General features: G+C 59.5%; 22 protein-coding genes and 3 pseudogenes. 12 read left to right on the top strand and 13 right to left on the bottom strand.

Going from position 1 to position 22,244, the window contains the following annotated elements; genetic code table 11:
• Positions 1-4: 4 nt before the first annotated feature.
• The 4 genes and pseudogenes from ACNQP3_RS22085 to ACNQP3_RS22070 all read right to left on the bottom strand — a co-directional run bounded on the left by ACNQP3_RS22085 (position 5) and on the right by ACNQP3_RS22070 (position 2,123).
• Positions 5-1,162: a tyrosine-type recombinase/integrase gene (locus ACNQP3_RS22085; RefSeq protein ID WP_028692960.1), complete on the bottom strand. Its 1,158-nt coding sequence runs from the start codon at positions 1,160-1,162 to the stop codon at positions 5-7.
• Positions 1,163-1,281: 119 nt separating this feature from the next.
• Positions 1,282-1,413, bottom strand: a pseudogene (locus ACNQP3_RS22080) (hypothetical protein); the annotation flags it as partial.
• The gene (locus tag ACNQP3_RS22075) at positions 1,394-1,828 is read right to left on the bottom strand and encodes a LexA family protein (RefSeq protein WP_070087030.1); all 435 of its coding nucleotides are present in this window, start codon (positions 1,826-1,828) and stop codon (positions 1,394-1,396) included. The gene ACNQP3_RS22075 and the pseudogene ACNQP3_RS22080, both read right to left, overlap by 20 nt.
• A gap of 58 nt (positions 1,829-1,886) precedes the next feature.
• Positions 1,887-2,123 (bottom strand): hypothetical protein, encoded by a 237-nt coding sequence (locus ACNQP3_RS22070; protein ID WP_070087029.1) that lies wholly within the window; start codon positions 2,121-2,123, stop codon positions 1,887-1,889.
• A 427-nt stretch (positions 2,124-2,550) separates the two neighbouring features.
• On the opposite strand from ACNQP3_RS22070, the gene phnC reads away from it, so the two are divergent.
• The 9 genes and pseudogenes from phnC to ACNQP3_RS22025 all read left to right on the top strand — a co-directional run bounded on the left by phnC (position 2,551) and on the right by ACNQP3_RS22025 (position 9,298).
• Positions 2,551-3,378: a phosphonate ABC transporter ATP-binding protein gene (gene phnC / locus ACNQP3_RS22065; RefSeq protein WP_070087028.1), complete on the top strand. Its 828-nt coding sequence runs from the start codon at positions 2,551-2,553 to the stop codon at positions 3,376-3,378.
• Positions 3,375-4,238: a phosphate/phosphite/phosphonate ABC transporter substrate-binding protein gene (gene phnD / locus ACNQP3_RS22060; RefSeq protein ID WP_070087027.1), complete on the top strand. Its 864-nt coding sequence runs from the start codon at positions 3,375-3,377 to the stop codon at positions 4,236-4,238. Before phnC ends, phnD begins: the two co-directional genes overlap by 4 nt.
• An 8-nt stretch (positions 4,239-4,246) precedes the next feature.
• Positions 4,247-5,074, top strand: a complete 828-nt coding sequence (phnE, locus tag ACNQP3_RS22055; protein WP_003118430.1) for a phosphonate ABC transporter, permease protein PhnE — start codon at positions 4,247-4,249, stop codon at positions 5,072-5,074.
• 8 nt (positions 5,075-5,082) lie between these two features.
• A complete protein-coding gene (ptxD, locus tag ACNQP3_RS22050) occupies positions 5,083-6,093 on the top strand; it encodes a phosphonate dehydrogenase PtxD (RefSeq protein WP_094867759.1) in 1,011 nt (336 codons plus the stop codon).
• Complete coding sequence (locus ACNQP3_RS22045) at positions 6,087-6,956, top strand: LysR family transcriptional regulator (RefSeq protein ID WP_010466239.1); 870 nt, start codon at positions 6,087-6,089, stop codon at positions 6,954-6,956. Before ptxD ends, ACNQP3_RS22045 begins: the two co-directional genes overlap by 7 nt.
• A 107-nt stretch (positions 6,957-7,063) precedes the next feature.
• A pseudogene (locus tag ACNQP3_RS22040) lies at positions 7,064-7,372 on the top strand (IS5/IS1182 family transposase); the annotation flags it as partial.
• A 1-nt stretch (position 7,373) separates the two neighbouring features.
• Positions 7,374-7,841: pseudogene (locus ACNQP3_RS22035) on the top strand (methyltransferase domain-containing protein); the annotation flags it as partial.
• Positions 7,842-7,914: 73 nt separating this feature from the next.
• The gene (locus ACNQP3_RS22030; RefSeq protein WP_230357762.1) at positions 7,915-8,274 is read left to right on the top strand and encodes an MBL fold metallo-hydrolase; all 360 of its coding nucleotides are present in this window, start codon (positions 7,915-7,917) and stop codon (positions 8,272-8,274) included.
• Positions 8,177-9,298, top strand: a complete 1,122-nt coding sequence (locus ACNQP3_RS22025) for a rhodanese-like domain-containing protein (protein ID WP_232881381.1) — start codon at positions 8,177-8,179, stop codon at positions 9,296-9,298. Before ACNQP3_RS22030 ends, ACNQP3_RS22025 begins: the two co-directional genes overlap by 98 nt.
• A gap of 163 nt (positions 9,299-9,461) precedes the next feature.
• Here the strand turns inward: ACNQP3_RS22025 and ACNQP3_RS22020 are convergent, their stop codons facing one another.
• From ACNQP3_RS22020 to ACNQP3_RS21985, 8 genes are all read right to left on the bottom strand, one after another.
• Positions 9,462-9,917, bottom strand: coding sequence for a 2Fe-2S iron-sulfur cluster-binding protein (locus ACNQP3_RS22020; RefSeq protein ID WP_232881379.1), 456 nt, complete (start codon positions 9,915-9,917; stop codon positions 9,462-9,464).
• Between the two features lie 117 nt (positions 9,918-10,034).
• Positions 10,035-13,001, bottom strand: coding sequence for a Tn3-like element TnAs1 family transposase (locus ACNQP3_RS22015; RefSeq protein ID WP_010921731.1), 2,967 nt, complete (start codon positions 12,999-13,001; stop codon positions 10,035-10,037).
• Between the two features lie 3 nt (positions 13,002-13,004).
• Positions 13,005-13,565 carry a recombinase family protein gene (locus tag ACNQP3_RS22010; protein WP_010921730.1) on the bottom strand — a complete coding sequence of 187 codons (561 nt, stop codon included), beginning with the start codon at positions 13,563-13,565 and terminating at the stop codon, positions 13,005-13,007.
• A 285-nt stretch (positions 13,566-13,850) separates the two neighbouring features.
• On the bottom strand, positions 13,851-14,417 hold the full coding sequence (locus tag ACNQP3_RS22005; protein WP_004574805.1) for an OsmC family protein: 567 nt from the start codon (positions 14,415-14,417) through the stop codon (positions 13,851-13,853).
• A gap of 14 nt (positions 14,418-14,431) precedes the next feature.
• Positions 14,432-15,208 carry an SDR family NAD(P)-dependent oxidoreductase gene (locus tag ACNQP3_RS22000; RefSeq protein WP_004574804.1) on the bottom strand — a complete coding sequence of 259 codons (777 nt, stop codon included), beginning with the start codon at positions 15,206-15,208 and terminating at the stop codon, positions 14,432-14,434.
• Between the two features lie 59 nt (positions 15,209-15,267).
• Complete coding sequence (locus ACNQP3_RS21995; RefSeq protein WP_004574803.1) at positions 15,268-15,852, bottom strand: TetR/AcrR family transcriptional regulator; 585 nt, start codon at positions 15,850-15,852, stop codon at positions 15,268-15,270.
• Entirely contained in the window at positions 15,849-16,529 is a 681-nt protein-coding gene (locus tag ACNQP3_RS21990) for a cupin domain-containing protein (RefSeq protein ID WP_004574802.1), read from the bottom strand. Before ACNQP3_RS21990 ends, ACNQP3_RS21995 begins: the two co-directional genes overlap by 4 nt.
• A gap of 36 nt (positions 16,530-16,565) precedes the next feature.
• Complete coding sequence (locus ACNQP3_RS21985; RefSeq protein WP_232881378.1) at positions 16,566-16,997, bottom strand: LexA family protein; 432 nt, start codon at positions 16,995-16,997, stop codon at positions 16,566-16,568.
• A gap of 106 nt (positions 16,998-17,103) precedes the next feature.
• Here ACNQP3_RS21985 and ACNQP3_RS21980 point away from each other — a divergent pair, with 106 nt between their 5' ends.
• The 3 genes from ACNQP3_RS21980 to ACNQP3_RS21970 are packed head-to-tail and all read left to right on the top strand — an operon-like array spanning position 17,104 to position 19,921.
• Entirely contained in the window at positions 17,104-17,790 is a 687-nt protein-coding gene (locus tag ACNQP3_RS21980; RefSeq protein ID WP_028692962.1) for an SOS response-associated peptidase family protein, read from the top strand.
• Between the two features lie 57 nt (positions 17,791-17,847).
• A complete protein-coding gene (locus ACNQP3_RS21975) occupies positions 17,848-18,636 on the top strand; it encodes a hypothetical protein (RefSeq protein WP_081011201.1) in 789 nt (262 codons plus the stop codon).
• Entirely contained in the window at positions 18,581-19,921 is a 1,341-nt protein-coding gene (locus ACNQP3_RS21970) for a hypothetical protein (protein WP_028692963.1), read from the top strand. The genes ACNQP3_RS21975 and ACNQP3_RS21970 overlap by 56 nt, the downstream gene beginning before the upstream one ends.
• A 41-nt stretch (positions 19,922-19,962) precedes the next feature.
• On the opposite strand, the gene ACNQP3_RS21965 is transcribed toward ACNQP3_RS21970, so the two are convergent.
• Entirely contained in the window at positions 19,963-22,212 is a 2,250-nt protein-coding gene (locus ACNQP3_RS21965; RefSeq protein WP_028692964.1) for an SNF2-related protein, read from the bottom strand.
• Between the last annotated feature and the right edge of the window lie 32 nt (positions 22,213-22,244).

Genomic DNA, 22,244 nt, shown 5'->3' with positions numbered 1-22,244 from the left:
TACCTCAAATACGCGAAACCGAATCAGTCATAAACATCATGTCAATTTCGTCCTCGTGAGCAAGGACGGATTGGGCTTCAAGCTGGTTTATGAGATGCAAATAGATCATAGTTGTTTGCACATCTGAATGCCCCAGCCTATCTCGGACATACAACAATGGCTCACCTTCAAACTCTTTGCTTTTTCGAAGAGCAAGCAAGGTATAAGTCCCATAGGTGTGGCGTAGCATGTGGGCCCGAACATAGAAACCGCACTTTCTTTCATAGGACTTCATAACGTCCACTACGGAATCTTTTGAATAATGCCTGCCTTCATTAGTCAGCAGCAGCGCGGTAACACGTCCATCACCATTGGACTTACGAACCTCTCGTTGGTGAAGGGAGTAAGACCACATGCTCTCCATCAACGACCATGGCACGTCGATAGTTCTAGGCCGGTCGTACTTGATATGCATGTCTGAAGGATCAAGAGCAACACTGATCATTTGCCTTGGGCGCAGTCCCTTCTTCAACCTGGGGTTGAACACATATTTGAGAGGAAAAGACCTCGCTTCACAGGAGCGAAGGCCGGTACGCACCATGAGGTGGAACAATATCTGGTGGCTTGGATCGGTATCCAGGGCAAGGCATACCTTGACTTGATCCTTGGTCAGGAATTTGGTCAAGCGCTTTCGGTCGCGAACCATCACCGAAACTTTCGTGCTCTCGGCTCCGGGCAGAGCGATATGACTGAGAAGACCGGAATGTTGGGCAACTCTTACCCTTTTCTCACCGAAGGGCAGCACAGTTATCAGGTTGCGCTGCTTAGCCCATCGGTAGAACCTCACGATCAAGGCCAGACGATTGTTCACCGTGCCGGGATCAAGTGCTAATTCTCCGCTCGACCAATCCCTGTACCTCGACAGAGCACTCAGACCGTGAGCCGGGCTTTCCTCGTCCCAGCCCAATCCATTGGCTTCCAGGAAGGCAAAGTAATCATACAGACGCCGTCCATAGGCTTCCCAAGTCAAATCGCTTAGGGCCTCACCTGACTCGATAAGCGTGTGCCAAAGGAAGGATTGAGCTGGCTCGACTGGCCATCCCTCTGACCCAATCAGCAACGGAAAGCCTTCAAAGGATCGACCTGCTAATGCTAGGTCTTTTGTTGCGAATACCAGCCTCATGCCGCTGCCCTAAAACACTTCCAATGGATTGCCTTATGAAGCCTGGAAACTGCTGTTCCAGAGGGGTTCAGAAGGTGGCGCGGACTCTACAGGATTTACTAACGATTCCCACCCCTCAGATCGTTATTGGATAAAACGACGACAGGCCGTCCCCTAAGCTCTGGCCGGAAAAGCACCTCCACCGAGGCAAAGCAGTTATTACAGTCGATAAGCGCAAAGGAGGGGCGGGGTTTACCGGCTACGTCGACCATGACGGTTGAAACTCCAGATGACGATGCCGAAGGTGTCGACCTCTTCGAACTCACCGACAGTGATAGGGGGGTACAGGGGATTCTCCGAAGACAAGACCTTGCAGCCGTTGACCAGATCTAATCGCTTAACGATCGGCTGGTTGTTCACATAAACGACGACGATGTCGCCCACCTCTGCGTCGAGTGACCGGTCGATCACGAGCAATGTGCCGTGGTAGATGCCAATACCGGACATGCTGTCGCCTTCGGTCTCGGCCAACCAGATATGAGGGGCTCGGAGGTTCAGCAGCACGTCGAGCGATATCGGTGGTTCGTAGTAGTCCGCAGCAGGGCTTGGGAAGCCTCCCTGGACCGTTCCGGAAAGGACGCTTACCAGAATGTTTGTTTCGACGTCGGTACACCTTCGGAGACGCATAAACGGCACTTCACTGTAACTGTACGCATATACAGTAACGCGCCCGGCACTCAAATTTCTAGAGCATTCGGTCTCCGGATCCAGGGCTCAGCGCCGTATCGATTGCATAAGCATAAGCGGCGTCGGCCAGCTCCTGTCTTTCCCGGCGCTCCGCGTCGTCAATGAGATCAAGGCGATAGAGGGTGTCGAGATGCGCACGGAGCGCGCCATAGCGGAATGCTATGTCGCCGGCCGAGGTCAGCTGCTCAATCTCTACATCCCAAATGGCCAGCTCCTCGATCAATGTCGTCGCCATGGCTTGTCCTGGCGAAGCTTGATTAGAAGCTGCAGAACCAATCCGACGCGGCGTACTCGGCGTCGGCGAAGGTCATCTGCTTCATCGGGAAACTCGGTGGGTGGAATCCGGGTATTTTGCCAAAATCTGGAAGTCTTCTTCAGAGTTTCCCTAGTGTGCGCTCTCTTGCTTGGATGGCATTACGTTCTGGCCCAACGTTACTGTAGCGAATCCGCAGCAGTATCAATCAAAGCCTCCTGTATCCCGCGTGAAGAAAGACGCTACGTTGCGCCCGTTCTTCCACGGCTTCGCTTGCCGCCCCGCTACGGCAGATTCGAAGTATTCATCGAAATGTCATCCTTTAGAAGCAGTGCGGTAACAAGGAATTTCTACCCTTTGCATCGCGAACCGCAATTGTGCGGCCAGCAATATTGCGAAAGGTGAACAAATGACGCCCCATCCGATACAGGACGCCGTGCTGCGGGTCGACCGGTTGAGCGTCGTCTATCCAGGCGGCGTGACAGCCCTACGCGATACCTCGATTGCATTTCGGCGTGGTGAGTTCACCGTGCTGCTTGGTCTCTCGGGCGCAGGCAAGTCGACCTTGCTCCGTAGTCTCAATCGACTCGTCACGCCCACTGGCGGCAGTGTCACCAGCGAACTCGGTGAACTCGGCAGCGGCTCGGCCTTGCGTCAGCATCGTCGGCGTACCGCCATGATCTTTCAGCACCACCAGCTAATCGAACGTCAAAGCGCACTGGCTAATGTGCTGACCGGTCGGCTGGCCTTTCACAACACGCTCCGCTCGCTGTTTCCTCTGCCGCGTGCCGATCAGGAGATTGCGCTCAGTTGCCTCGCTCGGGTCGGTCTGGCAGACAAGGCGCTAAGCCGGGTGGACAAACTGTCCGGTGGCCAGCAGCAGCGGGTAGGCATCGCGCGTGCGCTAGCGCAACAGCCGGCGATCATTCTGGCCGATGAGCCGGTAGCCAGTCTCGACCCGGCCACTTCGGTCCGTGTTCTCGGATTGCTGCGCGACATCTGCAAGGAAGACGGCATCACCGCCATCGTTTCGCTGCATCAACTCGAATATGCCCGCCGCTTCGCCGATCGCGTCGTCGGGCTGGCCGATTCTCAGATCGTTTTCGATGCCGCGCCCTCGGAACTCACCGATGCGCAGCTTGAGCGCATCTATGCAGGCCGCTCTACGACTCAGCCAGCGAATGCTCCGGCTGAACCACCTGTCATGCTCGAACCTTCACAGGAGATGTCCCGATGAAACGCTTATCCGCGCTCTTATTGACTTGCTTGCTGTCCGCTGTTTCAAGTTTGTCCGCCCTAGCGGCCGATGCCGATCCGGATGTGCTAAAGGTTGCCCTGCTGCCGGACGAAAACGCCTCCGAGCTGATCAAGCGTAACCAGCCGCTGAAGGATTATCTGGAAGAGCATCTGGACAAGAAGGTGCAGCTGATCGTAACCACCGACTATTCCTCGATGATTGAGGCGCTGCGCTTTGGCCGTATCGACCTGGCGTATTTCGGTCCGCTGTCCTACGTCATGGCCAAAAGCAAAAGCGACATCGAGCCCTTCGCTGCCATGGTCATCGACGGCAAGCCGACCTATCGCTCGGTGATTATCGCCAATGTGGCGTCAGGCGTGAATGAGTATGCCGACCTTAAGGGCAAGAGAATGGCCTATGGTGACCGGGCATCGACGTCCAGCCATTTGATTCCCAAAACCGTGCTTCTTGAGACGGCCGATTTGACGGGTGGGCAGGACTACGAACAACATTTTGTGGGCACGCATGACGCCGTTGCCGTCAACGTGGCGAACGGCAACGCCGATGCGGGTGGGCTGTCGGAGGTAATTTTCAATCACGCAGCCGAACGTGGCCTGATCGATCCGAGCAAGGTGAAAGTACTTGGTTACAGCGGCGAATACCCCCAGTACCCCTGGGCGATGCGTTCGAACCTGAGCCCCGAGCTGAAAACCAAGGTGCGGGATGTATTCGTCGGTATCGACGATCCCGAAGTGCTGCGCAACTTCAAGGCCGAGGCCTTCGCGCCAATCACCGACGCCGACTACGATGTGATCCGCAACATGGGATCGCTGCTCGGCCTCGACTTCGCCACGATGTGAGCACCGATATGTCTTCTCATTACGACGTGCAGGCGCTGCCTGCAGAGCAACGCGAGCACATCCTTCGAGGCTTTGGCCTCGGTTGGTGGCGCCAGCTGGGGCAGGTGGCGATTGTATTCGGAGTGGTGCTGTTGGCCTGCTGGTACGTGGGGCTGCTCGATGCCACCACGCTGCTGAACGGGCTGCCCTCCATCGCGACCCTGGCAGGCGAGGCCATGCCGCCAGACTTTTCGGGCTATCGAAGCTGGATTCGCCCCTTGATCGACACCTTGGCGATGAGCATCGCCGGTACGGCCATCGCAGTGGTGTTCTCGCTGGTGGTGGCCTTCGTTGCAGCGCGCAATACGGCGCCGCACCCCCTTGTGTTCGGTGTTGCCCGGGTGCTGCTCAATGCCCTGCGGTCGGTGCCGGAGCTGATCATGGGCATCATCTTCGTTGCAGCCGTAGGGTTCGGCGCCTTGCCGGGCGTGCTTGCCCTGGGTCTGCATTCGGTCGGCATGGTCGGCAAGTTCTTCGCCGAGGCCATCGAGCACGTCGACGAAGCGCCGGTGGAAGCCGCTCGGGCGGCGGGGGCTACGCCGATGCAAGTGCTGCTGCACGCGGTTTTGCCACAGGTGACGCCGCAGTTCGCCGACGTGGCGATCTACCGCTGGGAATACAACTTTCGCGCCTCCACCGTGATGGGCATGGTTGGCGCCGGCGGTATCGGCTTCGAACTCATGGGCTCGCTGCGCATCATGCAGTACCAGGAGGTTGCAGCAATCCTGCTGGTCATCCTGGCCATGGTCACGCTAGTAGACGCCTTCAGTGGCGTGCTGCGCAAACATTTCAAATAGGACAAACCATGCTGCCGAAACTCGTTATAACTCACCGAGTACACGATGAGATCCTGCAACTGCTGGCGCCACATTGCGAGCTGATGACCAACCAGACCGACAGCACGCTGACGCGCGAGGAAATTCTGCGCCGCTGCCGCGATGCTCAGGCGATGATGGTGTTCATGCCCGATCGGGTCGATGCAGACTTTCTTCAAGCCTGCCCTGAGCTGCGTGTAGTCGGCTGCGCGCTCAAGGGCTTCGACAATTTCGATGTGGACGCCTGTACTGCCCGCGGGGTCTGGCTGACCTTCGTGCCTGATCTGTTGACCGTCCCGACTGCCGAGCTGGCGATCGGACTGGCGGTGGGGCTGGGGCGGCATCTGCGGGCAGCAGATGCGTTCGTCCGCTCTGGCGAGTTCCAGGGCTGGCAACCACAGTTCTACGGCACGGGGCTGGATAACGCTACGGTCGGCATCCTTGGCATGGGCGCCATCGGACTGGCCATGGCTGATCGCTTGCAGGGATGGGGCGCGACCCTGCAGTACCACGAGGCGAAGGCTCTGGATACACAAACCGAGCAACGGCTCGGCCTGCGCCAGGTGGCGTGCAGCGAACTCTTCGCCAGCTCGGACTTCATCCTGCTGGCGCTTCCCTTGAATGCCGATACCCAGCATCTGGTCAACGCCGAGCTGCTTGCCCTCGTACGGCCGGGCGCTCTGCTTGTAAACCCCTGTCGTGGTTCGGTAGTGGATGAAGCCGCCGTGCTCGCGGCGCTTGAGCGAGGCCAGCTCGGCGGGTATGCGGCGGATGTATTCGAAATGGAAGACTGGGCTCGCGCGGACCGGCCGCGGCTGATCGATCCTGCGCTGCTCGCGCATCCGAATACGCTGTTCACTCCGCACATAGGGTCGGCAGTGCGCGCGGTGCGCCTGGAGATTGAACGTTGTGCAGCGCAGAACATCATCCAGGTATTGGCAGGTGCGCGCCCAATCAACGCTGCGAACCGTCTGCCCAAGGCCGAGCCTGCCGCATGTTGAATCCGGTCTGGCTGAAGAGCCTGGTAGCGATCGTTCAAACAGGCAGTTTTCAGAGCGCGGCGAGGGCGTTGGGGCTGGCCCAGCCGACGGTGTCGCAGCACTTGCAGAAGCTTGAAGAGCAGGTCGGCGTAACGCTGGTGCAGCGCAGTCGTAGCGGCTGCCAGCCTACCACACGGGCGCTGGCCTTCATGCCGCATGCGACCGCCTTGCTCGACATGCACGCCCGGGCGCTAGAAGCCCTGCATGGCAATCGTGAGCGCGTCGGGGCCAGCTCCAACATCGGCACCTACCTTCTCCAGCCATTCGTGCGCAACTATCTGACGACCGCAAATGAGAGGGGCGAGGTGGATCTGCGCATCGCCGCCAACCCGGATGTGGCCGACCAGCTACTGGCGGGCCAGCTCGACGCCGCGATCATGGAATGGTGGCTACCTCACCCCGACTTCGAACACCGCCTCTGGCGGGTCGAGCCGCTGGTGCTTATCGTCAGCCCCGACCATGCGCTGGCTGAAGCAGGGTGCATAGAACGTGATCGTCTGGTGGACCTGCCGATGCTGGGAGGTGAACCGGGTAGCGGTACCGGACGGCTTCTGACCGAATACTTTGGCGAACTGGGCGTGCCTCGCAGCGGTATGCAGCTAGGCAGCACCGAGGCAGTCAAACAAGCAGTGAGGGCGGGACTCGGCGTGTCGTTGGTGATGGCTTCCGCAGTACAAGACGAAGTTCGCAGTGGCGCGCTGGTAGCTCTTCCCATCCCGGGGCTTGAAAAGCGTCTCCAACTGATCTGGCGCAAACCTCCCGGAAATCTGCACCCGCCGGGATTTGTGCGGCACTTATTGGAGGAGGCAGATCTAGCTGGATAAGGTGATGGATGGTTGCGATCCAGCGCTTGGCTTGTCAGCCTAGGGAAACTCTGAAAAAGACTTTCTGATTTGGCAAAATACCGCGACCCCACCCACCGAGTTTCCCGATGAAGCAGATGACCTTCGCCGACGCCGAGTACGCTGGCAAGCGCAAGCAAACCCGCAAGGAGTTGTTCCTGATCGAGATGGATCGGGTGGTGCCGTGGAAGGGCTTGATTGCTTTGATCGAGCCACATTATCCGAAGGGTGAAGGTGGCCGTCCGGCCTACCCGTTGATGGCGATGCTGCGTGTGCATCTGCTGCAGAACTGGTTCGGCTACAGCGATCCAGCGATGGAGGAAGCGCTGTACGAAACCACGATCCTGCGCCAGTTTGCCGGGCTGAACCTGGAGCGCATCCCCGACGAAACCACCATTCGACGACCTGCTGGAGCTGTACTGCGGCAACGGCAACTTCACTCTGCCGCTGGCCACCCGCGTGCGTCGCGTGCTGGCCACCGAGATCAGCAAGACCTCGGTCAACGCGGCGCTGGCCAATATCGCTGACAACGGCATCGACAACATCGAGCTGGTGCGCCTCTCCGCCGAGGAGCTGACCCAGGCGCTGAACGAGGTGCGGCCGTTCCGCCGCCTCGCCGATATCGACCTGAAGCGCTACGATTTCGGCAGCGTCTTCGTCGACCCACCGCGCGCCGGCATGGACCCGGACACCTGCGAACTGACCCGTCGCTTCGAGCGCATCCTCTACATCTCCTGCAACCCGGAAACCCTGGCGCAGAACATCGCCCAGCTGGCCGACACCCACCGCATCGAACGCTGCGCGCTGTTCGACCAGTTCCCCTACACCCACCACATGGAATCCGGGGTGCTGCTGGTCCGCAAGTGACCCGCTGCGATTGAACGCCGGCGGCCAACCGGCGCTCACATCCGTAACCCTCACGGATTACGGAGGCACACGCATGCTGGTATTCGAGTCGATCTACACCGAAGGTCTGGCGCAGATTTCCTATCTGGTGGGCGACAGCAAGGCCGCCGTCGCCGCGGTGATCGATCCGCGGCGCGACGTCGAGGTCTACCTCGACCTGGCGCGCGACAAGGGCCTGCGCATCGCCTATGCCATCGAGACGCACATCCACGCCGACTTCGTTTCCGGCGCCCAGGCGCTGGCCGAACGCTGCGGCGCCGAGATCATCGGCGGACTACGCCTTCGGGCTGCGTCAGGTGGACGACGGCGAGGTGCTGGAACTGGGTCAGGTCAGCCTGGAAGTGCTGCACTCGCCAGGCCACACCCCCGAGCACATCTCGCTGCTGCTACGTGACAGCCAGCAGGGCGAAGCGCCCTTCGCGCTGTTCACCGGCGATACGCTGTTCAACCTCGACGTCGGCCGCCCCGACCTGCTCGGCGAGGACAGCACCAAGCAGCTGGCAGCGCAGCTCTACGCCACGCTGTTCACCCGCTACCTGCCGCTCGGCGAACGCATCGAGATCTACCCCTGCCACGGCGCCGGCTCGGCCTGCGGCAAATCCATCGGTGACCGTCGCCACTCCACCCTCGGCAACGAATTGCTGTTCAACCCGGCGCTGAACCAGCGCCGCACCGAGCAGGAGTTTGTCGACTGGCTGCTCGACGGCATGCCCGAGCCGCCGCGCCACTATGCGCGGCTCAAGCAGCTCAACGCGCGCCCGCTCGAACGCCTGCATGGCCCGGCGCTGCCACCGCCGTTGGCGCCGGAGGAGTTCCGCCAGCGCACCGCCGATCACGATGCCGTGCAGCTGGTGGATGTGCGCTCGATCCTCGCCTTCGGCGGCGGCCATGTGCCGGGTGCGCTGAACATCGCGCTGCGCGACGAGTTCGCCAGCTGGGCCGGCTGGATGCTCGACGACCAGCGACCGATCTACCTGATCGGCGAGGACAGTGTGGAGGTCCACCAGGCGACGCTGCAGCTCTATCGCATCGGCCTCGACCAGGTCGCCGGCTACCTGCGCAACGGCATGACCGACTGGCAGAACGCCGGCCTGCCGCTGGCGTGCGTCATGCAGTGGACGGTGCACGAACTCGACCGCCGGCGCGGCGACCCCGAGGTCCAGGTACTCGACGTGCGCTCCCCCGAGGAGGTTGCGCAGGGCCGCGTGCCCGGCGCGCGGCATGCCTTCGTCGCGCACCTGCCGCAGCATCTCGAGCAGCTGGACCGGGACGGCATCGTCGCGGTCTATTGCGGCAGCGGCTATCGCGCCTCGATTGCCGCGAGCCTGCTCAAGCGCCACGGCTTCAACCGGGTCGCCAACGTGCCCGGTTCCTGGGCCGCCTGGCGCAAGCATGACCTGCCGGTGGCGCAGCGCTGAATTCGCCGCGGCACGATCCGCATCAGCTGAAGAATGGCCAATCGCTTTTTCCACCGGCCAGAGGCACAGGTACTGCCGGATAAGGCTGCGCCGTTATCCACCCTACGCCCCGTCGATCACCCGATGCGCAGGGTGGATAACGGCCAGCGGCCTTTCCCACACGTCAGTATTCGACTTGCAGTTCGGCGCTGCGCGGTTCGGCTTGGCAGGCCAGCGCCCAGCCCTGACGCACCTCGCTTTCGCTCAGCACCTGGTTGCTGCGCATGCTCACGCTGCCCTCCACCACCCGGCACTTGCAGGCGGCGCAGACACCCGAGCGGCACGCGCTCGGCGGTTGCAGGCCAGCCTGTTCCATGGCCTCCAGCAGCACCTCGCCGCGCGGCACGTCCAGCTCGTGACGGCGACCGTCGAGCGCGACCCGCAGGCGGCTGCGGCGCCCGCCCGGTGCGGCCGTCGGCGCTGCGGCGGCAAAGCGTTCCAGATGGATACGCGCCGCATCCACACCCCGCTCGCCCAGCGCGGCACCCGCGGCATCCATGAACGGTTGCGGCCCGCAGATGAAGGCGTCGGCGGCTGACCAGTCAGCGATCTTCGTGGCAATCGCCGGGCCGCTCGGCACACCCTGCTCGGCATCGAGCCAGATGCGCAGCTGCAGGCGATCGGGGTAACGCGCAGACCACTCGGCCAGCTCCTCGGCAAAGATGGGGGGCTCGCAGAATTCGGAAAAAATCGTACGCTAAGGTTTTCCGGGCATCCGTAGGGGCCGAAACTTCCCGTCTTCCAGTCTGCGGCTCTGCCGCCAGACGTAATCGCCGGTGAGGTTGATGTGCTCCCAGCCCAGCGGCGACAGGAATTGCAGCAGCTCGCCGTCCACCGGCTTGCCGGCCTCGACCAACCCCTGGGTGGCGCGCTCCAGGTACACCGTGTTCCACAGCACGATAGCCGCCGTCACCAGGTTGAGGCCGCTGGCCCGGTAGCGCTGCTGCTCGAAGCTCCGATCCCTGATTTCCCCAAGGCGGTTGAAGAACACCGCCCTGGCCAGCGAGTTGCGCGCCTCACCTTTGTTCAGGCCGGCATGCACGCGGCGGCGCAGCTCAACACTTTGCAGCCAGTCTAGGATGAACAGCGTGCGTTCGATCCGGCCCAGCTCGCGCAGGGCCACGGCCAGGCCGTTCTGGCGCGGATAGCTGCCGAGCTTGCGCAGCATCAGCGAGGCAGTGACGGTGCCCTGTTTGATCGAGCTGGCCAGGCGCAGGATGTCGTCCCAATGGGCGCGGACGTGCTTGATGTTCAGGGTGCCGCCGATCAGCGGCCGCAGCGTCGGGTAGGTCTGCACGCCCTGCGGCACGTACAGCTTGGTTTCGCCGAGGTCGCGGATGCGCGGCGCGAAACGGAAGCCCAGCAGGTGCATCAGGGCGAAGACGTGATCGGTGAAGCCGGCCGTGTCGGTGTAGTGCTCCTCGATCCGCAGGTCGGACTCGTGGTACAGCAGGCCGTCGAGCACATAGGTGGAATCGCGCACGCCGACATTCACCACGCGGGTGCTGAACGGCGCGTACTGGTCGGAGATATGGGTGTAGAACAGCCGTCCCGGCTCACTGCCGTACTTCGGGTTGACGTGTCCGGTGCTCTCGCCCCGGCCGCCAGCCCGGAAACGCTGGCCATCGGAGGATGAGGTGGTGCCGTCGCCCCAGTGGGCGGCGAAGGCATGCTGGTACTGGTGGTTGACCAGCTCGGCCAGGGCCGCCGAATAGGTCTCGTCGCGGATGTGCCAGGCTTGCAGCCAGGACAGCTTGGCGTAGGTCAGACCGGGGCTCGACTCGGCCATCTTGGTCAGCCCGAGGTTGATCGCATCACCGAGGATCGCGGACAGCAGCAACGTCCGGTCTTTGGCCTCGGCCCCGTCCTTCAGGTGGGTGAAGTGGCGGCTGAAGCCCGTCCAGTCGTCCACGTCCATCAGCAGTTCGGTGATCTTGATGCGCGGCAGTAACTGACTGGTCTGGTCGATCAGCGCCTGCGCCCGATCCGGCACCGCCGCATCCAGCGGGGTGATCTTCAACCCGGACTCGGTGAGGATGGCATCGGGCAGCTCGTTGTCCTTGGCCAGGCGGGCGACAGTGGCCAACTGCTCGTCCAGCAGCTGCAAGCGCTCTTCCAGATACTGGTCGCTGTTCGGGTTGATCGCCAGCGGCAGGGCCTGTTCCCGCTTGAGCGCGGCGAACTTCTCGGCCGGCAACAGGTAGTCGTCGAAGTCGCGGAACTGCCGCGAGCCCTTGACCCAGATGTCGCCGGAGCGCAGGGCGTTCTTCAGCTCGGACAGGGCGCAGATTTCGTAGAAGCGCCGGTCGAGGCCTTCCGGGGTGATCACCAGTGGCTTCCAGCGCGGCTTGATGAAGGCGGTGGGAGCATCGGCCGGCACCTTGCGCAGGTTGTCGGCGTTCATCTCGCGCAGCGTCTGCACGGCTGCCAGCACGCCCTGCGCGGCCGGGGCGGCGCGCAGCTCCAATACCTCCAGCAGAGCCGGCGTGTAGCGGCGCAGGGTGGCGAAGTTCTCGCCGACCAGGTGCAGGTGGTCGAAGCCCTCCGGCCGGGCCAGCAGCTCGGCTTCGCTGACGCTCTCGGTGAACTCGTCCCAGGGGATCACCGCCTCGATGGCGGCATAGGGGTCGCTGCCGGCTTCCTTGGCCTCCAGCAGCGCCTGGCCGATCTTGGAGTACAGGCGCACCTTGTCGTTGATCGCCTTGCCCTGCTTCTGGAACTGCTGCTGATGCTTGTGCTTCGCGCCGCTGAACAGCTTGACTAGGATGCGGTCGTGCAGATCCACCAGCTCATCAATCACGGTTGCAGTGCTCTCCAGCACCACGGCGGCCAGGGTCGCATAGCGCCGCTGCGGCTCGAACTTGCCGAGGTCTTTGGGCGTCATCTGCCCACCCTCGCGGGCCAGCTTGAGCAGGCGGTTCTGGTGGATGTGCCGGCCCAGGACTTCGGGCAAGTCCACCAGCTGAAATGTCTTCAGCCGCTCGATGTGCTCAAGCATGTGCCGAGAGTTGGGTTTCAGCGGTGCCTGGCGCAGCCAGGTCAACCAGGTGATGCTGCTGCCGGCCTTGAGCTTCAACAGCTCGTCCAGCTTGGCCCGATGCGAGTCCGTGAGCGGTTCAACCAGGGCGCGGTAGACCCGCCGATTGGCCCGTGCAATGGCCTCCGAGCAAGCCCGGTCGATCACGCTCAACGCCGGCAGGATGCGTCGCTTCTGCCGCAGGCTCTCCAGCGCCTGGCCGGCCAGCAGCAAGCCCTTGTCGGTCTGCTGGGCCAGTTCGGTCAGCTCGCGCACCAGGGCGCGGAAGTCGGACAGGCCGAACGGGGCCAGTTGAAGGTAGGTGCGCAGTTCCTGGGCGTGCTCGCGACGGGTCACATCGCGCTCGCCGTACTTCGTCCAACTCGCCGGATCGGTCTGGACTTGCTTGGCCACCCACAGGATGACCGGTTCGGGCAGCTCGCTGTCAGTGCCCAACGCATAGCCGGGGTAGCGCAGCAGGCAGAGTTGCACGGCGAAGCCGAGGCGGTTGGCGTCGCCGCGCCGCTGACGGATCAGCGACAGGTCGGAGTCGTTGAAGGTGTAGTAGCGGATCAGGTCATCCTGGCTTTCTGGCAACGCGAGCAGGGTGCCCCGCTCCGTGGCCGAGAGGATCAAGCGACGCGGCATGTGTCAGTCGTCCGTGCGGAGGTACTGGTAGAGGGTTTCCCGGCTGATGTTGAACTCGCGGGCAAGCTGCGCCTTGGGCTCGCCGGCCGTCGCTCGCTGCCGCAGGGTAGCAGCCTGCTCATCGGACAGGGCTTTCTTGCGGCCCCGGTACGCGCCACGCTGCTTGGCCAAGGTGATGCCCTCACGCTGCCGCTCGCGGATCAGGGCGCGCTCGAACTCAGCGAAGGCCCCCATCACCGACAGCATCAGGTTGGCCATCGGCGAGTCCTCGCCAGTGAACACCAGGCCCTCCTTCAGGAACTCGATGCGCACGCCGCGTTGAGTCAGCTTCTGTACCAAGCGACGCAGGTCATCGAGGTTGCGGGCCAGCCGGTCCATGCTGTGCACCACCACTGTATCGCCTTCGCGGACGAAGCTCAGCAGCGCTTCGAGCTGGGGGCGCTGGGTGTCCTTGCCCGATGCCTTGTCGGTGAACACCTTGCTCACCTGTGTCTGTTCCAGCTGGCGTTCCGGGTTCTGGTCGAAGCTGCTGACCCGGACGTAGCCGATGCGGTGCCCCTGCACGATGTCTCCTTGGTTGAAGGCGGCTTAAGTGCTCCTTCTGTTCCGTTGTGCCTCAAACCCCGTTTCTGTCAGGCTGAAATCTATGACCTTCGCAGGCATGTGTCAAAAATGCGAAAGATGACTCTATTCTGACTAAGCGGCGCGGCCCTGCCTGACATCCAGTTAGGGTATACCTCAAATTGACACTGCGTATTCCAGAGAACGTGATGACGGAAGGTTGAACCTTCCGTCATAGCGCATCTGGTTTGGCCTCCCGTCAGCCAACCACGGGAAACACTGACTCGATCATTGGAGAATGGTCAGCTTGGCCTTGAGATCAATGGCTCTCGCGAAGTTGTGGTAATTCGGCGATGTTCGCTGCACCTGCGCGTGCAATGCTTTCAGCGCCGCCGAATCCGCCGACGACTCCATTTCGACCTCATACTCGACCTGGTCGTACCCTGGATTGATCCCAGGATCGATTCCAAGAAAACCTCTCAGATCGAGGCTTCCCTTCGTGCGGATAGTCAGCGATTGCAACTCGATGTTCATTGCCGCCGCATTTGCCGCGTAGGTTGCAGTCATGCATGCGTTCAACGCAGCCAGGATCAATTCTTGTGGATTAGCGGCCGTGTCGGTACCGAGCAATTCTGCCGGTTCGTCCGCGTCGATGACAAAGCCGCGCGCCAAGGCCGTGTCACCTAGTACGAGCGGCATGGTTCGCGCACGCGTCCGGGTGCCACCCTCCCAGGTTGTCACGACGCCGAACGTCGCGATGCCTGCGGCGGGCTTTGCTGCGACCTGATCTGCAAACTCACGCAATGCGCCGACGTTGATCCCGTTGCCGGGAGTTCCTTTAATGTTTGTGTTCATTTCTCGTTCCCCCATTATGTGTTACGCCCGGCCATCACGCCGCCGTCAACGTCCCAGATTGCGCCCGTCACCCATGCTGCCTTGTCCGACAACAGGAAGAGGATGACCTCGGCGACGTCTTGTGGCGTCCCAACCCTGCCGATTGGGTGGAAGCTGTTGAATCCCTGTAAGGCGCCATGAACCTCGGCCTTGGGTATGAATCCCTCGTAAATCGGCGTTTCGACAACCGCCGGAGAAACGGCATTGACCCTGATTTGTTTGGATGCCAGCTCCATCGCAAGGTGCTGGGTCAGCGAATGCAAACCTGCTTTTGCCATCGAATACGCGGACGACGGCGTAGCCGCAATCGCCTGCTTGCCCCACATCGAGCCGATGTTCACAATGGCGCCGGGACGCTCGCTGGCCACGAGATTGGCCACGACTTTTTGTGTGATGAAGAAGAACGCTTTATTCAACGTCAAATATTGTTCGTAATCACTTTCCGTGTGCTCAAGAAACGCCTTCGGGAAGAACACCCCAGCCGCGTTGACCAGAAGATTGATGTCCTTGTGGTGTTCATCGATGGTATGCAGGAGTCGCTTCACATCTTCGGCTCGCGAGAGATCGGCAGTCAGGGCGGTCACGGTGCCCAACGACGACAGCGCCTTGCGGGCCTCTTCGGCCTTGTCTTCACGGTGACCGACGATGACGACGCTTCCGCCTTGCTCAAGAACCATGCGGGCAGTTTGCAGTCCCATCCCGCTAGTGCCGCCGATGACCAACAACTTCTTGCCATTAAATTCAGTACTCATAATAATCTCCTTAACTACCAACTAAATGGTAGGGTTGTGTTGCAAAAAAAGTGCCGACCTCAGGTCAACACGGTGGAAAGAAAAGTGTTTCCAACTTCGGCCGGTCCGCGTGACGACCGCATGCCACGGCCCACCATCATCGAGCCTTCCAACGCGCACAAGAATGCCTCTGCGAGAGCCTCTGGGGTGGAATTCGAGGTGATCAGCGCGGCACGCTGACCATCGGCAACGACAAGAGTCAACCAGTCGAGATTGACTTTAAAGAATCGCTCGACCTCGCTCACAACGGCGTCCGGCAGCGAGTCCGACTCGGCACCCAACATGCCGCAGACACAAAGGCGCCGGTCCTTGGCGAAGGTGCGTTCGAAAAGTGCCGCATACGCAGTTAGCCTGTCAGGCGCTTTCGCATGCTGCCCTTCGATGCTCAGCAACTCCTCACGAAACCGGTGCGTGTAGCGCTGTGCGACCACGGCCACGAGTTCACCCTTCTTGGGAAAGTGGTGGTGGATACTTGGTTTTTTGATGCCTACCAACTGGGCCACGTCGTCGTATGAGAAGCCGTTGTAGCCGTGCTGCTGTACCAACCCTTCAGCGGCATCGACCACCCGCTCGGCGGTCGGCGAGATTTCGGAGAAATGCTTCATGCAAGCGCCTCATTTGATTCGGCGACTGGCAGGTGGCCTGTCTTGACCAGGATGGTGCAGCCTGTATTGCTGAAGGGACGGTGAGCACTCAAATGCGGACTGCGCATCCATGTGCCGGTAGGGTAGCTTCCGAACTCATCCTCAAAGACGCCTTCCAACACATAGATTTCTTCACCGCCGTAGTGACGATGCGAATTGAATCGTGTCCCCGGGGCCCAGCGCACCAAAGCCGTATGTTGTGTGTCGAACTCAGAAAGTGGCATCACCGACAGACCCGGCACGAGGCCTGGAAACCAGGGGCCGTTACGGGTGTCGACCACGGTGCGTTGGCTGTCGGCTAGATCAAGATGGCGCAGCTTGACGAACAACGTGCAACCCGTCGCGGAGCTCGGTGCATGCGAAGAACCTGGTGGATTCTTGATGTAAGTCCCAGGCCCGAAGGTCCCGGATTCGTCGCTGAATTCGCCGTCCAGGACCAGAATCTCCTCGCCCAAGTCGTGCTTATGATTTTCAAAAGCGGAGCCCGGCGCGTATCGCACGATCGAGGTGGCACGCGCCACTTCGTCGCCATCACGCTCCAGTAACTGGCGTTGAATCCCGGTCGCTGGCGAATCGACCCACTGTAAGCTTGAAGGCTCGACGACAACACGCTGCGAAAGATCTGAATTGAGTTTCATGGCTTTATTTCATCTACCGACTACTTGGTAGGTAAGTTATAAGATCCCGATTTGTTTGTCAAATAGCTTTCGCCATTTTCTTTCATCCATTGAAAAAACAATGAATTGGTTACAAGAACTCGCGAAGCTTAGCGTACGATTTTTTCCGAATTCTCTATCGTCCCCATAAAGGCGTTTGCAGACGGGCTCGGTGTTGATCGCGGCGATCACGATATCGCCGTGCTCGGCCTCCCTACTGCGGTCTACGATGAGAAGATCGCCCGAGAAGATCCCGGCGCCCTGCATGCTGTCGCCCTCCACCTGCACCAGATACACGTGAGGTGCACGCAGGTCGAACAGCTCGTCGAGGGAGATGTGACGCTCCAGGTGATCCGCCGCTGGCGAAGGGAACCCGGCCGGCACACGGAAGGAGTACACCGGCAGCAGCATAAGGCCGCCCGTCGGCGCGCCCAGGAAGGTGATGGTCATGGCAGATCAACTCAAAAGGATATCTGTATATTTATACAGTAAACTGTCAGAGCGTTCCTACGTCAATGCGCGGATGCCTGGCAGCCGACAAACGAGCGAGGTGGGTATGTGTGGGAGGTACTCGATCTACGAGAGCATGGACGACTACCTGCGGCAGTTGGCCCTCGATCTGGTGGTCATCAACGGATATGACCATGAGCGGATCAACCGTTACAACGTGGCGCCTTCTACTCGCGTGGAGGTGATAAGGCCCGCCCCGGGAGGACTGAACGTCGATCGGGTGAAGTGGGGATGGTCGCCTTTCTGGGCGAAGGGGAAGAGGGTCGACCCGATCAATGCGCGGGCCGAGACGGTGATGACAGGGAAGTTCTTCAAGTCGCTTTGGCCGAATGGCCGAGCCTTGGCGCCGGCCAATGGGTGGTTCGAGTGGATACCCGATGTTGCAGATCCGAAGCGCAAGCAGCCTTACTACATCCAAGCGGCGGACGGTAGGTCATTGTTTTTCGCGGCGTTGGCCGAGGTTCATCCAGGGCTGGAACCAGATGAACGCAGTGGCTTCGTTATCGTGACTGCTGCGGCTGATGAAGGTTTGGTGGATATCCATGATCGTAAGCCGTTAGTGCTTACTCCTGAGCTTGCCCGAGAATGGATTGATCCAGGCATAACAACTGAACGGCTGGCAGAAATAGTCCAAACAGGCTGCCGGCATAGTACCGACTTTCAATGGTTCCCAGTGAGCAAACAGGTCGGGAATGTTCGCAATCAGGGGCCGGAGCTGATAAAACCGGTTTAACCGTTTTGGGTAAAGTCGGACAAAATACACATATCTGTAAATATGCAAGGTGATCGATTGAAAATAAAGGTTGGTAGGGTCCGCGATTACTTGGTTGCCACACTGGAAAATACCCAGGCTCACGCAAATGAAGCCCCTGAGCTCATGCATTTGATTGCTGAGATGGATGATATTTTTCACGATGAGATTTTCTCTATTCCGCTCTCACAAGAGCCGACAGCAAACTTGCTTATGATAAATGCATATACCATGCTTCTGGCTGGGATTAGAGAGGCCTTGTCTGGGCATGTTGTTTGCGTTTTTCCAATAGTTAGAGCTGCGTTAGAGTCTGCCTGTTACGCTTATCTCATAGCAAATGACGCTACCAAGGCTGATGTTTGGCTTGAAAGACATTCGTCGGATAATGCTGTAAAGAGGTGTCGGAATGTATTTACTGCTAAAAAAGCTGTGGATATTTTAAAGTGCAGTGATCCGGTGATGGCCGATTATGTCTGGGGGTATTACGAGGCCTCAATAGATTTTGGTGCGCACCCTAACACCAAGTCTGTGATTGGTCATCTGTCTGACTCCGGGTCGGTTGGAGAAGGTTTGCATGGGTTTGAGCTTACTAGCGTGTACGGAGAAAATAGCTGGCAAGTCAACCACGCCTTGTTTGTCTGCGTTGAGGCAGGGCAGGCCATCGCGTATTTAATAGCGGCCTCAATCGCAAATCACCCTTTGATTCACGAGCGTAGTACAGTATTCCAAGGCTGGGTAGATGCCAAAAATCGGATGGTTGAGGAGCTAACTGGTGAAGCTTGCGATCGCAGTACGCCAGTCTATTCTTCCGTTAGCCCGCCGCTTTGACTACATCGAAGAGGTTGCTATGCTGAATATAAGTGAGAATGCATTCAGGGATTATATATTCAATAACCATAGAGAAGATTTTTCCTCTTTGATTGCAGGGCGGAGGGAGCCGGTGGAGTGGTACGGCGAAGAATTTCCACCGCTTCATTTCTTGCTACGCCGAAAGGTTGAACGTGCCATAAATGAAATTCTGGATCAGCTGGAAGAATTGGTCTTAACGGCTAAGGAGCTACGGCTTGAAAAAAATGGTCCTCATCCGACTCGCGTGGATCTTTTTGGGTGCTCAGAGTCTACGGGCATCACTATCATCGAGTTGAAAAAGTCGCAGCAAACCGAACGCCAAGCTTTTACTGAACTCTTAGCCTATGCAAATCACTTCTGCTCGATATTTCCTGGAGTTAACGAGACGGCAATCACCACTGTGTTGGTTGCGCCGATGGAGACCAGAACGGTAAAGGATGCATACGTTCAAGAGCTATTGCTGAATAAGAAGAACATTGTATCTCTTATTCCTTCTTGTCAGGATGGGCGCTATTGTCTTAATGTATTTTACCCTGATGAGAATTACTACAAATGGTTCGAGAATAACGTATTCAATGATCACTCCATGACCTGTGTGACCATGTCGTTTCCGCTGATTAAAGGCTGGATAGACTCTGAATATAGCGAGCCTCCGCAGTACGCAAAAGATGCGCTGAATCAAATAAGCAACTCTATTGCGCAGGTTTTAGAGTCCAAAGGGTTCCATTCTATAGTTTATGCCTCTCAGAAGTGGAGCGAGATCGCGGGTCTATTCCCCTATCCTAATATGATTGTTGTGGCGGCAATGAATCCATTTTCTTCGGTGAGAACGTATGCTGAGGATGATGAGATAGGGGGAAGATCTGCACCCGGGAGGCTGACTGAAGTTCAGTTAATTTATAACCAGCTAACCAAAGACGGTCAGCGCTTTAACTGGCTTGAGACGATGGAAAGTGACTTTACCGGTCGTTTGATTCGAGCCGTCCGCGATCAGCTGGAGTTCTGCCTTCTGAATGATTCGCGATCAATACATGTCGAAACTGGACTGCCGGATTGGTATGGGTTCAAGACGAGTATGGTGGATGCGGTATTTACACACAATTTGGAGGCGCATACTACTGGGCTCTTGAGGGAAGTGTATACTGAATATGTTTGTTATCTATATGAAACTGGCCAACAAGAAGTGATGTTTGGTTATCAGATGTTAACTCCGTTTCTCGCAGTGTGGGAGATTTGTCGTGGCTTCGGTTACGAATCGGAGTAATAGCATTCAGGGAAAAAGGCCACCGATTGGTGGCCCTTTTTTCATGTAGCTATAAGCTGTCTAGCAAGAGCCATTTCAACAGAGTCCCCATCCTGGTTCAGTGAGTCGAGCCCGGATTCCGGTACATCGCCCGAAGTGCTCTGCGCCACCGCGATCTTCTTGGCCATCAGTTGCAGGCAGGTAATCTGCGAGCTGCCGGCGTAGCCGAAGAAAATCACGCGGACCGGATGTTTCTGCCCAATCCTCCACGACCGCCGCGCGGCTTGCTGTAGGGTGTACACGTTGTACCCCGTCTGCAGGAACGCGATGGTTGGGAAGTCCAGCAGGTCCAGCCCGGTCTTGACCAGCTCCGGGTTGGTGAGCAGCACGTCGATACCGCGGTCGACCTGGTCGAGGATCCAGTCCTCGCGCCGAGCCGTTTCAACCGTGGCCCGCAGTACCGCAACGCGCAGACCGGCCTGCTCGAGGACCTTCTTCAGCCTGGACGTGGTATCGCGCGTCCCGCTGTAGACGGTGTATGCAAGGACCTTGCGGCCTTTCGCTTTCTCCTCGAGGCATAGGTTCAGCAGCGCCTGCTCCTTGGGCATCAGTTCATCGTCGCCGAAGAGCGCCGGCACAAAGGCTAGCGTGTCTCGGGTGCGAGGATGTTTGACCATCTCCGATCGGAAGCAGCAATCCGGCCAGGCCAACAGCACATTGAGCACCACTCCCAGAAGGGTGGTGTCTCTCCGGGCCAGAGCCTGGCGGAGTTCAGCTGTCAACGTGGCCGCCAAGCGCAGGTAGGCCGAGGCCTGCTCCGGCGCCATGGGCACGTCGATGAATTCCTCCTGGTAGCTGGGCAGCACATTGCCGCCGATATCCTTGAGTTTCAGGAACACGGTGAATGGCAGCACGAACCGGTGGATGCCTTTAGGGCCGAAGCCTGGGGCCTTCACGGTGCGTACCGACAGCTTCTTGCCCTTGGCGGTCTTGTGCGAATCGCCATCGCGCTCGGTGTAGATGTCCTTGAGCACGCCGTGATCGCGCATGAACGACATGGCTGCAGGCGCCATGCTGCCGCGTGCGTTGGGTCGGTAGCCGTCCTCGATCATGCGCTGGGTGAGGATGCGGAACAGGAGGTAGAACAGGTCGTCGGCGTAGCCCCCCATCAAGGTCCCGGTGAGGAGCAAGGTTTTACGCGCCTTCGCGGCCAACACTCCCATGGCCTGGCCTTGGGCCGAGCCGCTGTTCTTGTACTCATGCCCCTCGTCGACAACCAGCAGGTCGAAGAAGCCATCGGGTAAGTAGCGCTTGATGAACTCTGTCGGCTGGTAGCCGCCTTCGCCGAATCCGAACTCGATGTTGGCCATCGCCCGCTCCATGCGTTTGGCCTGGCGGTCGCTGAAGACGAAGTTGCCTTTCGCGTCCATCAAGTTGATGAACTCTGAGACGTTGTCCACCAGCATCGAGGCCAGAAAGTCCTCGCCGAAGTCGTTCAGCAGCCGGTCCGCCCGGACCGGGCCGATCGTCGGTATCCGGCACATCGACTTCAGGATCGTCGAGCGTCGGTCCCCACCATCGGCTTTGCCTGGGCGCATAAGCGTCCAGAGGGCAGCGTTGCAGGCCGTGCAGTTGCGACGGCGATCACCGCGCTCGAATTCGTCCACGGTGACCAGGTTGCCCTCCAGGTCCTCGAGGACCTGGCCACAATCTGGACATGCTGCCAGCAGCTGGCCACCTGCAGTACGCCGTTTCCAGCAGGCGAGTCGCCAGTGGAAACCCATCCGCATCCTGACTCGGCCGAGAATGAAGAACTCCGGCCGGCCGTCGTAGGTTTGCCCCGACTGGTCACGCAGCTTGAGCAGCTTGACCAGCGTGTCCGGGCCGTTGAGTACCCAGACGCGGGCGTCTGGCGTGGTTTCCAGGATCTCACGTCGCCACTTGTAGACCAGGTGGGGCGGTGAGATGACGAGTGTCCGACGGTAGCCTGATGCATGCATCACTGCAGCGACAGCGATGGCCATCATCGTCTTCCCGGTACCCATCTCGGCGTTGATGATCGCGGCTTGCTCGTTGCGATCGAGCAGTAGCGCCGCAATAGCTTGGACAACCTCAGCTTGCGCCACGAATGGCGTTCGCTTGAGGTTCGCCATCACGGCCTGCCGCTGTTCGTTAATGCTGCCGGTGTAGACCGGAGGGTTGGAGCGGTTGAGAGATTCCAAGAGCTCGTCGCCGAACTCGTCGATGAAATCGGTCAGGTTGATATTCAGGGGGGAGTTGGCCGAGGCGGCCGCCTGGGTCAGTGCGTTCATGTGCATCTCCTGCAGGGAAAACAGGGCATGCA

This window comes from Pseudomonas sp. LFS074 (assembly GCF_047978165.1).
Taxonomy (GTDB): Bacteria; Pseudomonadota; Gammaproteobacteria; order Pseudomonadales; family Pseudomonadaceae; genus Aquipseudomonas; species Aquipseudomonas putida_P.
This window is presented reverse-complemented; position numbering and strand designations above follow the sequence as displayed.

Excerpts from the sequence above, each read along its gene's own strand:
- ACNQP3_RS21985 (WP_232881378.1), bottom strand. The coding sequence starts at position 16,997 with ATGACCATCACCTTCCTGGGCGCGCCGACGGGCGGCCTTATGCTGCTG.
- phnC (WP_070087028.1), top strand. The coding sequence starts at position 2,551 with ATGACGCCCCATCCGATACAGGACGCCGTGCTGCGGGTCGACCGGTTG.
- ptxD (WP_094867759.1), top strand. The coding sequence starts at position 5,083 with ATGCTGCCGAAACTCGTTATAACTCACCGAGTACACGATGAGATCCTG.
- ACNQP3_RS22085 (WP_028692960.1), bottom strand. The coding sequence starts at position 1,162 with ATGAGGCTGGTATTCGCAACAAAAGACCTAGCATTAGCAGGTCGATCC.
- phnE (WP_003118430.1), top strand. The coding sequence starts at position 4,247 with ATGTCTTCTCATTACGACGTGCAGGCGCTGCCTGCAGAGCAACGCGAG.
- ACNQP3_RS22015 (WP_010921731.1), bottom strand. The coding sequence starts at position 13,001 with ATGCCGCGTCGCTTGATCCTCTCGGCCACGGAGCGGGGCACCCTGCTC.
- ACNQP3_RS21995 (WP_004574803.1), bottom strand. The coding sequence starts at position 15,852 with ATGAAGCATTTCTCCGAAATCTCGCCGACCGCCGAGCGGGTGGTCGAT.
- ACNQP3_RS22045 (WP_010466239.1), top strand. The coding sequence starts at position 6,087 with ATGTTGAATCCGGTCTGGCTGAAGAGCCTGGTAGCGATCGTTCAAACA.
- ACNQP3_RS21965 (WP_028692964.1), bottom strand. The coding sequence starts at position 22,212 with ATGAACGCACTGACCCAGGCGGCCGCCTCGGCCAACTCCCCCCTGAAT.
- ACNQP3_RS22070 (WP_070087029.1), bottom strand. The coding sequence starts at position 2,123 with ATGGCGACGACATTGATCGAGGAGCTGGCCATTTGGGATGTAGAGATT.
- ACNQP3_RS22000 (WP_004574804.1), bottom strand. The coding sequence starts at position 15,208 with ATGAGTACTGAATTTAATGGCAAGAAGTTGTTGGTCATCGGCGGCACT.
- ACNQP3_RS21990 (WP_004574802.1), bottom strand. The coding sequence starts at position 16,529 with ATGAAACTCAATTCAGATCTTTCGCAGCGTGTTGTCGTCGAGCCTTCA.
- ACNQP3_RS22005 (WP_004574805.1), bottom strand. The coding sequence starts at position 14,417 with ATGAACACAAACATTAAAGGAACTCCCGGCAACGGGATCAACGTCGGC.
- phnD (WP_070087027.1), top strand. The coding sequence starts at position 3,375 with ATGAAACGCTTATCCGCGCTCTTATTGACTTGCTTGCTGTCCGCTGTT.
- ACNQP3_RS21980 (WP_028692962.1), top strand. The coding sequence starts at position 17,104 with ATGTGTGGGAGGTACTCGATCTACGAGAGCATGGACGACTACCTGCGG.
- ACNQP3_RS22030 (WP_230357762.1), top strand. The coding sequence starts at position 7,915 with ATGCTGGTATTCGAGTCGATCTACACCGAAGGTCTGGCGCAGATTTCC.
- ACNQP3_RS22075 (WP_070087030.1), bottom strand. The coding sequence starts at position 1,828 with ATGCGTCTCCGAAGGTGTACCGACGTCGAAACAAACATTCTGGTAAGC.